Here is a 13,733-nt window from a genome sequence, read left to right as displayed (position 1 = left end):
ATCCGGTACGACCGCTGGCGGGAATTCGACCCTGAAGACTCCCTGCGGTTCTACACACTGCGCATGCAGGAGACCGGCATGATCAGGTCCAGCCCACAACAGATCATCGCCGACGGAACGGACTGGCGCTTCCTTATCGAGCTGAAGCGCGAGCTGAAGACGTAAACCGCTCGCCGACACGCCATGCCTGTTTAAGGGAGGAGAAACTCGTGCAGATTGTCCAGAACCGTCGCCGTTTCCTCACAGGCTTGTCTGCGCTCGCTGCAGCAGGCCTTGCCAACGGCCGCAATGCGGTAGCAGCCGAAGCGGCACCTGAAACCACGATCGCCCGCTTTGCGGCAGCGCCTGGTATCTGCATCGCTCCGCAGTACGTCGCAGAGGATCTGATCCGCGCAGAGGGGTTCTCAGATTTCGGCTTCGTGGCCGCCGAGGCCGGTATCGCCCAGACCGAGATGCTGGCGCGCGGCGACATCGACTTCGGCATTGACTTTGCCACGGCCCTAATCATTCCGGTCGACACTGGCGCCCCGATCAAGGTGATCTCCGGAGTCCATGTCGGCTGCTACGAGTTGTTCGGACGCGAGAACATCAAGAGCATCACAGATCTCAAGGGCCGCAAAGTCGGCGTCGGCGGCAATCTATCGTCGGATCCGCATATCTTCGTCAGTGCCATGGCGACCTATGTCGGCCTCGATCCGCAACGCGACATCGAATGGATCGTCGGCGAGGCAAAGCCGGCGGAGCTCTTCGCCGAGGGCAAGGTCGACGCCTTCCTGGCTTTTCCGCCTGAGGCTCAGGACCTGCGCACCCGCAAAGTCGGCCACGTCATCCTCGACAGTTCCAAGGACCGGCCGTGGTCGCAATATTACTGCTGCATGCTGGCGGTCAACGCCGCGTATGCCGAGAAAAATCCAGTTGCCACCAAGCGCGTCATCCGGGCCATCATCAAATCGGCCGATATCTGCGCGGCCGAACCGGAACGGGTGGCACGCCTCTTGGTGGATGGCGGACACACCGAACAATACGACTACGCCGTGCAGTCGCTCCGCGAGCTCCCATACTCCGATTGGCGCGACTTCGATCCCGAGGATACGGTCCGATTCTTCTCGTTACGGTTGCATGAAGCCGGCATCGTCAAGTCGAACCCGAACGAGATCATCGCGAATGGCACCGATTGGCAGTTCTTCAACGAGGTCAAGCGCGAGTTGAAGACGTGACGGGCTGGCCGGCATGCGCATTGGCACTGGCATTTCTTGCCCCTTGGCCGGCACTTGCGCATGACGCGGCGCACGACCTGCGCCTGCCGACGATCGGAGCAGCGCCGGACTTTACCCTGACCTCGCAGGACGGTGTACGCGTGTCGCTGCACGACTTTCGCGGCAAGGTGGTCGCCGTTGCATTCATGTATACGTACTGCACCGACGTCTGCCCGATGCTGACCGCCCATATGGCCAGTGTGCAGGAGAAGCTAGGCTCTGCGTTCGGGTCGAAGATCGACTTCATTTCGATCACGGTCGACCCAGAGCGGGATACGCCCGACGTGTTGAAGGAATATGCGCAGAATTTTGGCGCCGATCTGAAAGGCTGGTCGTTCCTTACCGGTGATCCGGCGGTTGTCCATGAGGTTGGACGGAAATACGGCGTCATCGCGAAGAAAACGGCGGATGGTGACGTCGACCACACGTTGCTGACGTCGCTCATAGACCCCAAGGGCATGTTGCGCGTACAGTATCTTGGCGTTCGGTTCGACCTAGAGGAGTTCCGGGGTGACCTTCTCAGCCTCTTGGACGAATCCAAGTAACATAACGAACTGGCTAGTCGGCTGGGTTGCCCGGCTGCCGGCGCGCGTCCAGACCAAGCTCTTGATCGCGTTCCTGTCGATCGTCGGCCTGTTGATCGTGCTCGGGGCCGTCGGGTTGCAGGTGCTGAGTGGGGTCAATGATCAAACAAACGAGCTGATCAAGCTGCAGCGCAGGATCGCGGCCTATCGCCAGGTGCAGCACGATACGACCACCCAGCTCTACGGCATCTCCACCGCCCTGTTGCTTCAGGACGACCGGATGCTGGATGGGGCGCTGCGCCAGCTCAACCAGTTTGGCTACGACCTCGACCGCATGGAGTTCGTCGCTGAAACTGAGGCGGAGGTGCTGGGCCAGGTCCGACAGGAGTACGAACGGCTTGCGGCCGGCGTGACGCATGTCGCGGAGCTCTTCCGCGCCGGTCGCACGGCGGAGGCGCGCAAGGTTCAGCTGGATGAGATCATGCCGTCGGCCGACCGACTCGAGCGGCTGACGAACCAGCTGGTCAACATGGCCGAAGCCGACATGGTCGCGGCCATCGAAGCGAGCGAGGGGGCGTACGGCACCTCTCGACTGATCGTGGTCGCTTTTGCTGTGGGCAGCATCCTGCTCGCGCTTGCGCTTGGCTACATCATCTCCTGGTCGTTGATCGAACCGGTCAAGAAGATCGAGACGCGTCTCAGTCAGATAGCGGCCGGCGACTTCGCCCAACACGTTGCCGTCGCCAATCGCGACGAACTTGGAGTGCTCGCCGCTAACGTCAACCAGACCTCCGACCAGCTGGGGCGCCTGTATCAGGAGATTGAGACGCGCACCCAGCAGCTCGACGAGGCCCTTCAGCAGCAGACAGCCACTGCAGACGTTCTGAAGGTTATCAGCCGCTCTACCTTCGATCTGCAGGTTGTGCTCGATACGTTGGTGGAATCGGCTGTCAGGCTCTGCCGTGCCGACAAGGGTGGTATCGTGCAGTTGCTGGACGGCGCGTTCCGCTACGTGTCGACGCATGGCTACCCGCCCAGTTTCCGCGCTTATGTCGACGCCAATCCACTTCCAGCGCTTGCCGCAGGCCGGGGCTCCGCCGTAGGGCGCGTAATCGAAGAGCGGCGGATCGTGCAAATCGAAGACGTGACCGCCGATCCGGACTACCGCGTTGCCCTGATCGCTGAGGCAGGCGGATTCCGCACCGTCCTCGCTGCCCCGCTGTTGCGGGAAGGTGATCTCGTTGGCGTATTCGTCATGACGAGGGTTGAGCCGCAATCTTTCAATCCCAAGGAGATCGCGCTCGTCGAGACATTCGCCGACCAGGCGGTGATCGCCATCGAGAATGCGCGGCTCTTCGAGGCGGTGCAGTCACGAACGCGCGAGCTTGCCGCGTCTGTTGGTGAGCTCGAGGCGCTGGGTGAGGTGAGCAAGGCGGTCAATTCGACGCTGGATCTCGACACGGTGCTGAAAACGATCGTCGCCAAAGCGGTCCAGTTGTCGGAGACGGACGCTGGCACCATCTACGTGTTCAACAGCACGCGGCAGCAATTCCGTCCGCGCGCAAACTTCGGTATGAGCGATGAGCTTATAGCCGCAGTCTCACACCAGACGATCGAGCTGGCCGATATGGGGATCGGCGACGCACCCGGGCGCTGCATGCCAGTGCAGTTTCCCGACCTCAGCGAGGAGACCTCATCCTTGCTTGTAAGAAAGACGGTCGTCCAAGCCGGTTATCGCAGTATCCTGATCGTTCCGTTGCTGAGGCCCAACAAGATCGTCGGTGCCCTGGTCGTCAGGCGCCAAAAGCCAGGTGTCTTCCATGAGCAAGTTGTCCACCTGCTGGAGACCTTCGCAGCCCAATCGGTGCTCGCGATCCAGAATGCCAAGCTGTTCCGCGAGATCGAGGAGAAAGGCCGGGAGCTGGAGGCAGCTAGCCGCCACAAGTCCCAGTTCCTCGCGAATATGAGCCACGAGCTCAGGACACCGCTTAATTCAGTCTTGGGCTTCACAGAACTGTTGGTCGACGGCATCTACGGCGAACTCCCGGACAAGGCGAAGACGACCGTCGCGCGCGTGCAGGCAAACGGCCGTCACCTCCTCGGGCTCATCAACGACGTACTCGACCTTTCCAAGATCGAAGCCGGCCAGCTCACGCTGGCGATCGAGGACTACTCCGTCGCGCAGATTGTTCGATTGACCGTTACGGCTGTCGAGCCGCTGGCACGAGCGAAGGGTCTTGAGCTTTCAACGACTGTTGCCGAGAACCTTCCAATCGGCCGCGGGGACGAACGCCGTTTGATGCAGGTCCTGCTCAATCTTGCAGGCAATGCCGTCAAGTTCACCGAAACCGGTGCGGTCGACATTCTTGCCGGCGCGGCCGACGGACATTTCGAGATCACCGTCCGGGATACAGGTCCCGGCATCGCGTCCAGGGACCAGGCTCTCATCTTCGAAGAATTCCAGCAGGTCGACAACAGCAGCACCAGGCAGAAGGGTGGCACAGGTCTCGGCCTGGCGATCACAAAGCGCATCGTCGAAATGCATGGTGGGACCATAGACGTCGAGTCCGTGCTCGGGTCAGGATCGACATTCCGGCTGAAGATACCAATCCGGGTGAATGAGGACGCGAGGGCGGCATGAGCAAACGAATCCTGATGGTGGAAGACACCGAGGACAACCGCCAGATCATCCGCGATCTCATTGCCACCACCGAATACGAGCTGATCGAGGCGGCGGACGGTGCCGCCGGCGTCGCCGCTGCCGCGGCCGAGAAGCCAGACCTGATCCTCATGGACATTCAGCTGCCGGTAATCGACGGGTATGAAGCGGCCCGCCGTATAAAGGCCGACCCGGCGCTCCGGCACATTCCGATCATCGCGGTCACCTCCTACGCACTGTCGGGCGACGAGGCGAAAGCCCTTGCTGCAGGGTGCGATGGTTACATTGCCAAGCCATTCAGTCCGCGCCAGCTGCTCGCCGAGATTCGCCAGTTCCTTTCCTGAGGGGAGACAGTGCCTTGCACAATCCGCCTCGCATTCTCGCGGTCGACGATACCCCGGAAAATCTCGAGATCCTGCGCATGCGGCTCGAGGCGAATGGCTACGAAGTGGTGACTGCCGCGGATGGTGAAGAGGGGCTTGCGACGGCCCGCGATCTCACGCCGGATCTGATCCTCCTCGACATCATGATGCCGAAGCTCGACGGCATCAGCGTGGTGCGCGTGCTGAAGCAGGATGTCTCTCTGCGATCGATCCCGGTCATTCTTGTCACCGCGAAAGCTGACACGCGCGACGTGATCGAGGGGCTGGACGCCGGCGGCGACGACTATCTGACCAAGCCGTTCGAGCACAGGTCGTTGCTCGCGCGGGTGCGCTCGATGCTGCGCCAGAAGGCGCTTCACGATACCGTCGCAAGCCAGGCCCAACTGCTCCAGGAACAGGCCGCACAGCTTTCCAATTGGAACCGCTCGCTCGAGCAGACCCTGGCGGATCAGGTGATCGAGATCGAGCGAATGGGCCGACTCCGGCGTTTCCTGCCCGAGCAGGTCGCCGACCTGATCCTTGCGGCGGGAAATGGCGATGCGCTTCTGCAAAGTCACCGTCGCGAGGTGACCGTTGTCTTTTGCGATTTGCGCGGCTTTACGGCCTTCGCAGAGACCGCCGAACCCGAGGAGGTGATGGCGGTTCTTGGCGAATACCACGCCTGTCTTGGTGAACAAATCGTCCGCCACGAGGGAACTCTTGAGCGGTTCGTGGGTGACGGTATCGTCGTGGTTTTCAACGATCCACTGCCCTGCGCCGACCATACCGAGAGAGCCGTCTGCATGGCTACGGCGATGCGTGATGCGATTGACGAGCATTCGGAGCAATGGCGCAAGCGCGACCACTTGCTCGGCTTCGGAATCGGCATCGCCCGAGGCCATGCAACCATCGGGCGGATCGGTTTCGATCAGCGCGCCGACTATGCAGTGATAGGCACAGTGTCGAACCATGCCGCCCGATTGTGCGAGGAAGCCGGGCCGCGCCAGATTCTCGTGAGCCAGCGGGTCGTTGGTGCCGTCGAATCACTGGTTGAGTCCGTCGCCGTTGGCGAACTGACGCTGAAGGGTTTTCGCCGCCCGATGCCTGCCTATGAAATCGTGCGGTGGATCGGTCGGCCAAGCTAGCGTTGGGCGCACTCCGGTCTCTTTCGGACGATACGGCCCGTCGAACCGTCGGCACAAAGCAGCCCCAGCCATCGACCGATCTCCAGTTCGCCGCAACGGGGGAAAGCGGTCGCTCCGCGAGTAACAACCCAATGGCAGCCTACGCAAATAAAGCCTGTTCACTCGGATGTCTGCTTTTGGGATGCGGCTATGGCGTGCTCGATGACCGACATTAGGCGCAAAGCAGCCATGCCGCCGTCGCGTGTGAGACTCTGCTTCGGGTCACAAGCAAAACAGCAGCCCCCTAGGGCTCGTCCCTCACATCGCGCAAATTAGACACAACGCGGCGGTTCTGCGACCTGCAGGCGGTGTCGGGGCACTCGCGGACGAGCCTGTCCTTGCCGTAGCCCTTGGCCCACATGCGGTCGCGGTCTATGCCGCCGGCGGCGAGGTAGTCCATCACCGCATCGGCGCGCTGCTGCGACAGCGCCGTTTCACTTGCGCCGGGATCGTCGGCGAAACCCTGCAGCTTGAGCAGCCAGCGCGGATGCTTTGCTAGCCAGGCGATCTGGGTGTCGAGGGTGGCCTTGGCGACAGAATCGAGCGCGGCCGAACCTTGCGTGAAATAGGTGCGGCGGCCGACATTGAGGATAAAATCCTCCTCGCTGCCCGGCTGCACGTTCTGAAAGCCGGCAACCTCGGTGTTGGTGACGTCGGGCGTGGGAGGGGCCAGCGTGTTGCTGGTCGAGCAGGATGCGGTCAGCAGCAGCAGGCCGGCGGCGAGCAGCCGGCGCGTGTTTTCAATGATGCGGTTCATGAGGCGCCAATCATTCGACAGTGGTGGAAGCGGGCGCCTGGTCGGCGATGTGCGGCAGGACCTGCACCCCGGTGCCGATCGGGCAGCGCTGATAGAGGTCGATGATGTCTTCCGGAAACATGCGGATGCAGCCGCTGGAAGCGTCGGTGCCGATGCTCCATGGCTCCAGCGTGCCATGCAGGCGGTAGCCGGTGTCGGCGCCGTCGCGGTGCAGATAGAGCGCGCGCGGCCCGAGCGGATTGTTGGACGCGCCGCCTGCGATCATGGGGGGTAGCTCCGGCCTGCGCTTGCGCATTTCGGGGGGCGGGACCCATTGCGGCCACAGCGCGCGGCGGTCGATCGTCGCGCGGCCGTACCATTTGAAGCCGTCCTTGCCGACGCCGACGCCGTAGCGGATGGCGGTCTTGTTTTCCATGATGACGTAGAGGAAATGGTGGCGGGTATCGACCACGACGGTGCCGACCGGCTCGCTGCTGAAATACTTGACGATCTGGCGATGCCATCTCTTGTCGATCTTGGCGAAGTTGGTCTTGCGATACACAAAATTGTTGTCGCTGGCGGTACCGGCGAAAAAGGATTTTGCCGCCGCTGCTTGAGCAATGTTGCCGGTTGCACCCACCGCGACCAGCGCCAGGCCGCCGAGCACGACATCCCTGCGTGATAAAACCATCGGCAATATTCCCCCCCATGCCAAAAGCCTGGCGGACCATAGTTGAGAATTACTTCGCCTCAAAGTGGAAAATGCTGCGTTGCTTCAGTCCGCCGTGTCCGGACATTCGGCAATTTGGCGGCGTGTGACCGAATTGTGACAATCTTGCCGAGGACGAACGTCTAGCCTAAACCCCATCCAGGATCTTAACCAAATTGGCGCGACGGTTTCGGACCGGGCGTAGTTGCGACATTTGCCCTATCCGGACGTGTGAGCGATGCTGTGGGCATGATGCATGCTTTTTTTCGTTCGGTTGCTGCGATGATCGTGATGTCCGGCGTGGCAGGTTGCACCTGCATTTCCTACTACGCACAATCCCTGAAGGGTCACCTGGAGATCATGGCGGCGCGGCAGGATGTAGGAAAGCTGATCGACAATCCTTCGACCCCTGGGACATTGCGCGCTCGAATGGCATCGGCGAGCGCCATCCGACAGTTTGCGATAGATGAACTAGCGCTGCCGGACAACAATAGCTACCGCAGCTATGTTGACGTTGGTCGGGACGCGGTGACATGGGCCATCTTCGCAGCGCCGGAATTCTCGCTGACGCCACGAACATGGTGCTTTCCTGTGTTCGGATGCGTTCCGTACCGAGGATACTTCTCCAAAAGGTCTGCGATTGAAACCGCTGTCGAACTTCAGAGACAGGGCCTGGACGTCTATGTGACGGGCATCACTGCATATTCCACACTCGGCTGGTCAAGTGACCCGCTGCTAAGCACCATGCTCAGCCAAGATGAAGCGGGTCTTGCAGGGCTGGTGTTCCATGAGCTGGCCCACCAGCGCGTCTACGTACAGGACGATTCCGGGTTCAACGAGGCGTTCGCTAGCGCTGTCGAAACAACCGGTGTAAGAAAATGGCTGCGCGCGAATGGGGATACTGCCGGTTTGCGCCGTTACGAAGCCGACCGGAGGCGCAGAGCTCAATTTCTTGCGCTGGTGTCGCAGACCCGAGACGAGCTAAGGCACGTCTATGACGACAGCGCTACCTCTGAGCAAAAGCGGGCCGCAAAGATAGCCGCGATCGAACGGCTGCGGATGCGCTACCGAGAGATGCGCGACAGTCGCTGGCATGGATACCGGAGGTACGATGTCTGGTTCGATTCTCCGATCAACAACGCGAAGCTCGCCGCGACTTCCGTCTACGGCGATCGGGTGGCGACGTTTCTCCGCTTGTTCGATTTGTGTTCGGGCGACTATCCACGATTTTTCGCGTCGGTTCGATGGATAGGAGCGTTAGACAAATCTGACCGCGCCGAAGCGCTCAAGGCGGCAGATTCATGCGATGGATCCGGTCAAATCCGCAAACCAGAAGCGGCGAATCGGTCGCTGATGTACTCGGCAGCCGGAGCAGGTGATTGAATTGACCATTTGTCGGCCGATTTCCTAGGTGCTTGACCTCGGCGGGGCCGGAAGCCGCATGCCGGCCTACAGAAGCCAAAAGCGGACTTGCCTGAACTCCCCGCGGGATCTTGGACCACAATGATTGCCGGCGGGCCGTGGCGCCTTAGCGTGCGCCCCTACGAGGCCGAAAACCTCACGCTCACGCCGCGCTGCCGAAAATAAGCCTGCATTAGCTTGCGGCCCGAACGGTTGTTCTGCGCCAGCCTGGTCGGATCGAACACCGCTTGTTCTATCCCCTCTCGCGCCAGCGCTGCTTTGAGCGCCGCGATATGTGCGTCGATGTCGGCATTGTTCACCCGGAGCGATGCATAGATGCTGTCGGTCGCCTCGGCCACGGTCGGCTCGCTCACGGGTGTACTCCTTTGGCTATTCGGGCGGCGGCTTAGCACAGATCAGCGGCTTCGCCGATACCGATAATACGGCTAGATGGGCGGCAACAGTGTCCCTTGGGGTCGGCTGTGAATCATGGGTTCCGCCTGAGTCGGAGATCGCAAGCCATGTCGACACGAACGAGTCAGGAGGATTGGACGCACACGTTCGAGTATCCGAGCTTGCCTGCCGCGACGCGGGCGGGGGATGGCTCCGCCCGGGCGTGGCCTGAGGAAGTTCACCTCAAATTGCTCTTCGGAGACAGCACGCGATCGGGTTTTGCATTCATTCGCGCCAGCATTTCCTGGGCGACAGGGTCGGCCTGGCGCTAGACTGCGGCCCCGGCTGGATGCTGCCCGATGCGATCAAGTTCGCTCGCGCGGTCGAGAAGTACAATTTGATGTGGCTCGAGGACATGCTGATCGGCGACTACGTGCCGTGGGTCAATCCGCAGGCCTATCGGGAACTGACCACCTCAACCTCGACGCCAATCCACACCGGCGAGCAGATCTATCTGCGGCACAATTTCAAGGAGCTGATCGAAACGCAGGCGGTGCGCGTCATCGGCCCGATCCGGCCGATATTGGCGGCATTGCCGAGCTCAAATGGGTCGCCGAGCACGCCTATATGCACTCGATCCTGATGGCACCGCACGGCACCGCGAACGGCCTTCTCGGCCTCGGCGCGCTGATCAATGTCTGCGCCACCCTGCCCGCCAACTACATCGCGTTCGAATACCCGAGCGCCTCCGACCCCTGGTGGGAGGACCTCGTAATCGGCCTGCCGTCGCAGATCGTGAAGGACAGCATGGTGGACTTGCTGCAAGCGCCGGGGCTGGGCCTCGACATCGACGTCGAAGCAGCCAGGAAGTATCTCCGGGAAGAGAATGCGGGCTTCTTCGACTGAACCATCCTTCTTGCGCCACCGTGCACCGCGCGAACCGCTTCACGCAACCTGTCATCCGGAATGACCGTTTCGGGGCCGGAAGCAGACGGTCCGGTTCTCGAACGACCTAGTCAGAAAACTGCCCTTCCGCTGACGACCCGCGACGAGACCTGGCATAAGCAGCGCCTGCCCATGGTCGAGGATCGCATCTGTGGCCGGCTGGGCGAACTTTCCGATCGCCTGGGCAATGCCGACTGGCTCGATGGTGCGTTCAGCGCCGGTGACCTTCTGATGGTGGCGGTGCTGCGCAGGTTGAACGGATCGGCTATACTGGACGAATATCCGAACCTCTCCGCTTATGTAGCCCGCGGCGAAGTGCGGCCAGCCTTCAAGCGTGCTTTCGATGCTTAATTGGCGGTTTTCACGCCGCATCGACCGGCTGATGACATTCTGGTTACTTGACCCTCTAGCTTTGGTTGCGGTCTACTTTCTCTTCATTGGCCAGATACTGGTGGACGAAGGCGATGGCCATGCTGCCCTCGCCGACCGCCGAGGCAACGCGTTTGACCGGGCTCAGGCGTACATCGCCGCAGGCAAAGATGCCGGGCGCGCTGGTCTCGAGCAGGTAGGGGTCGCGGCCATGCGACCAGAGCCCGGCCTTCTTCACGTCGTCGCCGGTCAGCACATAACCGCGTGCATCGCGCGCTACGTCGGCCGGCAGCCACTCGGTCTCGGCGTTGGCGCCGATGAACACGAACAGCCCGCCGCATTCGTGCCGGCTCACCTCGTTGCCGGTCTTGTCGAGAATGTCGATCGCCGTCAGGTGCGTCTCGCCGTGCACGGCCTGGACTTCGGAGCGAAGCTGGACCTTTACGTTGGATTTCGCCCTGAGCTGCTCGATCAGATAGTGGGACATGCTGTCGGCAAGCGAGGGGCCGCGCACCAGCAGCGTCACGCTGCGCGCATGGCCGGAAAAATGCATCGCCGCCTGGCCGGCCGAATTGCCGGCGCCGATCAGGTAGACATCCTGCCCATGCGTGCTGCTCGCCTCGCTGCGCGCGGCGCCATAATAAACGCCTTTGCCGATCAACCGGTCGAACCCGTCGATGGCAAGACGGCGCCAGGCGACGCCGGTTGCCAGGATGAGGCTGCGGGCGCGCACGACATCGGTGCCGTCGAGCACCACCTCGTCCGTCGTCGGGTCAATGCCGGCGACCGAACGGGTGACCAGGATTTCGGCGCCGAGCCGCTTTGCCTGCTGCAGCGCGCGGCTGGCAAGCTCGTCGCCGGAAATGCCGCTTGGAAAGCCGAGATAGTTCTCGATGCGCGAGGATGTTCCCGCCTGCCCGCCAGGCGCCTCGCGTTCGACGACGATGGTGCGCAGCCCCTCGGAGGCGCCATAGACCGCAGCCGCAAGACCGGCCGGTCCGCCGCCGATGATCGCGACGTCGTACTCGGCGCCGCGCGGGCGCGTCTGCAGCCCGAGGCGAATGGCAAGATCGCGCACGGCGGGTGCTTCGATAATCTCCCCGTCCGCCAGCCGGGCAACGGGACCATCGAGAGCCGGCCTGCCGAGGGCAGACTAGAAAGCCTCGGCATCCGACGTGTCGGGCAACAGCCAGGTGAACGAAATCTGGTTGCGGGCCAGAAACCGGCGCAGTTCGCCGCACGCCGTGTCCCAGCGATGGCCGACCAATGTGACGCGCGGCCTCTGCGGCTCGGCAGTGACGCTTTGCAGCCCGCCCATCCGCTCGCGGGCAAGCGCGCTGACCTTTTGGGCCACGTCCTTTGAAACCGCGGCGATGGAATAATACTGCTGAACCTCGATGCGCATGACGCGGGAAGATTCGGCGGCGCGATAGCCACCGGGAAATCCCGAGCCAAGCGCAATCGGCACCTCGCCGAAGATCGTTCCCGGCAGACGCCAACCCAGCGTTCGCTCGATGCCGTCGAAGGTCTTTAGGACTTCGATCTTGCCGGCGAGAACCGCAAACAGCGCGGCCTCTCCACCCTCGTGAATCGCGAACTCTCCGGGGCTGAGGTGAAGATCGGCCGCTGTCCGCGCCAGCCGCTCCAGCTCTGCCGCCGGCAAACCCGAAAACAACGGGATCGCTCCCACTTCATCACTTGTCAGCATGGCCCCTCGCGGGAGCCAGTTAGCGTTGTTTTTTTGTGGTGATCAATAAAAAAGTGAGGCGGAGCCGCGTTTTGGCAGAGAGCGCAACCTCCCCGTTGTTGTACCGTTATTGTGGGGGAGATCGGCAGCCTCGACGCCATGCCACGCATGCTCGTAGCTCGCTCAAGCCGGACGGCACGTGGATGATCGTCGAGCCGTTCGCGCACGATCATCTGGCTGTTAACCCCGTCGGGCGCGCCTATTATGCCGCCTCCGCCTTTGTGTGCACGCCCGCGTCGCTGGCGCAGGATGTCGGGCTCCGGGGCTGGCGCCCAGGCCGGAGAGGCAAGGCTGAGGGAGGTCGTCACCAGCGGTGGCTTCACCGCTTCCGCCGCACCGCGGAGACGCCGTCCAACATGGTGCTGGAGGCCCGCCCGTAGTAGGATGGCTGCCGCAGGAAGATTGCTGCTCAAAAAGGTTGCTGCTCCAATCGATCGCAGGAAGCTATGACCGCCTACAATGTAGTCCGCTTTCGCACAAAGCCAAGCATAAAAAGGCCTTCGTCGAAGCGCACAAGACTATCGCGCTCAACGCGACAGGCTTTCGCAAGGGCGCCCTGATCAAGACTGGCGAGCCCACGTTCTGCTTTGTCGGCGAGTGGCAGGACATGGACAGCCTCGCCGCCGCACGGCCGTCGATGATCGGCATTCTCGACACGTTCCGCGATATGCTCGAAGACCTCGGCGGCGACCTCGGCCTTACCGACCCGGTCTCGGGGACAGTCGTTGCTGAGGTAAGCTGAGGCAGGCTCGAGTTAGCGAAGGCCGGCCGAACTCCCAGGCGATCAACCAAAAAGGCAGAGCAGGTTTTGGCGGATGTAGCCAAGCGACAGAGGTTCGTGCCGGAATTGGTCGGGCGTCTGACGGGCTGTAGCGGCTGAGCCGGAGGCTTGGGTGGCCTCAGCCCGCTGCGTGAGGATTCACCGCGCGCTACGGTTTTTCTCTGCTTCGGATGATCCAAGCGGACAACGGTCCGACGAAGACACTGTCGGCGAGTGCTCGTTCCTCCGCACTCAAAGAACCAGGCATCATGCACGCAGTGCTGGGTTCGCTCAGCAGCGTCGAGGTAGCGATTGCAAGGAGACTTGCTCTCATTTTGCACACCCGCTCAGACCCCACACGCATTGCGCCGATGTTAGCTCAACCTGATAGGATGACCATGCGCGATTGCGATTGAGGATCAGGTAATGGCCGGAAGCGGTCCGATCGATTGCGGTAAGAACGCGCGAGAATGCAGACATCCAATCCGGGGTTCGAAGTCTCGAACTGTGTAGGGTTACGGATGCCGGCCAACAACGTGTTGGCTTGGCGCGGAGGCCGGCGTCCGAAAGCCTCCAGGGAAAGAACCCGCGGGATGGAGAGCGCGGTTTCGGCGCTATGGGGATTTGACGGTTTGGCTTGGTCGGCAGTGGGTGCACTGATGCGCCTGATAGGTGGGACTGCTCGGGT

At 61.9% G+C, this 13,733-nt stretch carries 12 protein-coding genes and 3 pseudogenes; 10 read left to right on the top strand and 5 right to left on the bottom strand.

The features are described from left to right. Positions 1 to 209: 209 nt before the first annotated feature. From NKJ20_RS28270 to NKJ20_RS28250, 5 genes are read left to right on the top strand one after another with little or no spacing between them, the layout of a single operon-like run. Positions 210 to 1,217, top strand: a complete 1,008-nt coding sequence (locus NKJ20_RS28270) for an ABC transporter substrate-binding protein (protein WP_352748624.1) — start codon at positions 210 to 212, stop codon at positions 1,215 to 1,217. Positions 1,218 to 1,237: 20 nt separating this feature from the next. After that, positions 1,238 to 1,801: an SCO family protein gene (locus tag NKJ20_RS28265; protein ID WP_352748621.1), complete on the top strand. Its 564-nt coding sequence runs from the start codon at positions 1,238 to 1,240 to the stop codon at positions 1,799 to 1,801. Then, entirely contained in the window at positions 1,767 to 4,421 is a 2,655-nt protein-coding gene (locus NKJ20_RS28260; protein WP_352748618.1) for a GAF domain-containing protein, read from the top strand. Before NKJ20_RS28265 ends, NKJ20_RS28260 begins: the two co-directional genes overlap by 35 nt. Further along, positions 4,418 to 4,783 carry a response regulator gene (locus NKJ20_RS28255; protein ID WP_352748615.1) on the top strand — a complete coding sequence of 122 codons (366 nt, stop codon included), beginning with the start codon at positions 4,418 to 4,420 and terminating at the stop codon, positions 4,781 to 4,783. Before NKJ20_RS28260 ends, NKJ20_RS28255 begins: the two co-directional genes overlap by 4 nt. Continuing rightward, positions 4,711 to 5,946, top strand: coding sequence for an adenylate/guanylate cyclase domain-containing protein (locus NKJ20_RS28250; protein WP_502902838.1), 1,236 nt, complete (start codon positions 4,711 to 4,713; stop codon positions 5,944 to 5,946). The genes NKJ20_RS28255 and NKJ20_RS28250 overlap by 73 nt, the downstream gene beginning before the upstream one ends. Positions 5,947 to 6,229: 283 nt before the next feature. Here NKJ20_RS28250 and NKJ20_RS28245 read toward each other — a convergent pair whose 3' ends face one another. Then, on the bottom strand, positions 6,230 to 6,742 hold the full coding sequence (locus NKJ20_RS28245) for an OmpA family protein (protein WP_352748609.1): 513 nt from the start codon (positions 6,740 to 6,742) through the stop codon (positions 6,230 to 6,232). Positions 6,743 to 6,752: 10 nt separating this feature from the next. Continuing rightward, positions 6,753 to 7,412 carry a L,D-transpeptidase gene (locus NKJ20_RS28240; RefSeq protein WP_352748606.1) on the bottom strand — a complete coding sequence of 220 codons (660 nt, stop codon included), beginning with the start codon at positions 7,410 to 7,412 and terminating at the stop codon, positions 6,753 to 6,755. A 267-nt stretch (positions 7,413 to 7,679) separates the two neighbouring features. Between NKJ20_RS28240 and NKJ20_RS28235 the strand changes: the two genes are divergently transcribed. Then, entirely contained in the window at positions 7,680 to 8,813 is a 1,134-nt protein-coding gene (locus tag NKJ20_RS28235; RefSeq protein WP_352748604.1) for an aminopeptidase, read from the top strand. Positions 8,814 to 8,971: 158 nt separating this feature from the next. Here NKJ20_RS28235 and NKJ20_RS28230 read toward each other — a convergent pair whose 3' ends face one another. Continuing rightward, positions 8,972 to 9,205: a hypothetical protein gene (locus NKJ20_RS28230; RefSeq protein WP_023679240.1), complete on the bottom strand. Its 234-nt coding sequence runs from the start codon at positions 9,203 to 9,205 to the stop codon at positions 8,972 to 8,974. A gap of 320 nt (positions 9,206 to 9,525) precedes the next feature. Here NKJ20_RS28230 and NKJ20_RS28225 point away from each other — a divergent pair. Together NKJ20_RS28225 and NKJ20_RS28220 are read left to right on the top strand one after the other, a co-directional pair. Further along, positions 9,526 to 10,130: pseudogene (locus tag NKJ20_RS28225) on the top strand (enolase C-terminal domain-like protein); the annotation flags it as partial. Between the two features lie 141 nt (positions 10,131 to 10,271). Next, a pseudogene (locus tag NKJ20_RS28220) lies at positions 10,272 to 10,520 on the top strand (glutathione S-transferase family protein); the annotation flags it as partial. Positions 10,521 to 10,575: 55 nt separating this feature from the next. Here the strand turns inward: NKJ20_RS28220 and NKJ20_RS28215 are convergent. Together NKJ20_RS28215 and NKJ20_RS28210 are read right to left on the bottom strand one after the other, a co-directional pair. Next, positions 10,576 to 11,616 carry an NAD(P)/FAD-dependent oxidoreductase gene (locus tag NKJ20_RS28215; protein ID WP_352748601.1) on the bottom strand — a complete coding sequence of 347 codons (1,041 nt, stop codon included), beginning with the start codon at positions 11,614 to 11,616 and terminating at the stop codon, positions 10,576 to 10,578. A 75-nt stretch (positions 11,617 to 11,691) separates the two neighbouring features. Then, positions 11,692 to 12,246 (bottom strand): Crp/Fnr family transcriptional regulator, encoded by a 555-nt coding sequence (locus tag NKJ20_RS28210; protein ID WP_352748598.1) that lies wholly within the window; start codon positions 12,244 to 12,246, stop codon positions 11,692 to 11,694. Positions 12,247 to 12,407: 161 nt separating this feature from the next. On the opposite strand from NKJ20_RS28210, the pseudogene NKJ20_RS28205 reads away from it, so the two are divergent. Both NKJ20_RS28205 and NKJ20_RS28200 read left to right on the top strand, forming a co-directional pair. Then, a pseudogene (locus tag NKJ20_RS28205) lies at positions 12,408 to 12,665 on the top strand (SAM-dependent methyltransferase); the annotation flags it as partial. 38 nt (positions 12,666 to 12,703) lie between these two features. Then, positions 12,704 to 13,027, top strand: a complete 324-nt coding sequence (locus NKJ20_RS28200; RefSeq protein WP_352748595.1) for a DUF718 domain-containing protein — start codon at positions 12,704 to 12,706, stop codon at positions 13,025 to 13,027. Positions 13,028 to 13,733: the final 706 nt, after the last annotated feature.

The sequence above is a fragment of the Mesorhizobium sp. M0185 genome, assembly GCF_040322175.1.
Classification (GTDB): Bacteria; Pseudomonadota; Alphaproteobacteria; order Rhizobiales; family Rhizobiaceae; genus Mesorhizobium.
The sequence above is the reverse complement of the archived record's forward strand: the minus strand, read 5'-3'. Positions and strand labels throughout refer to the sequence as shown.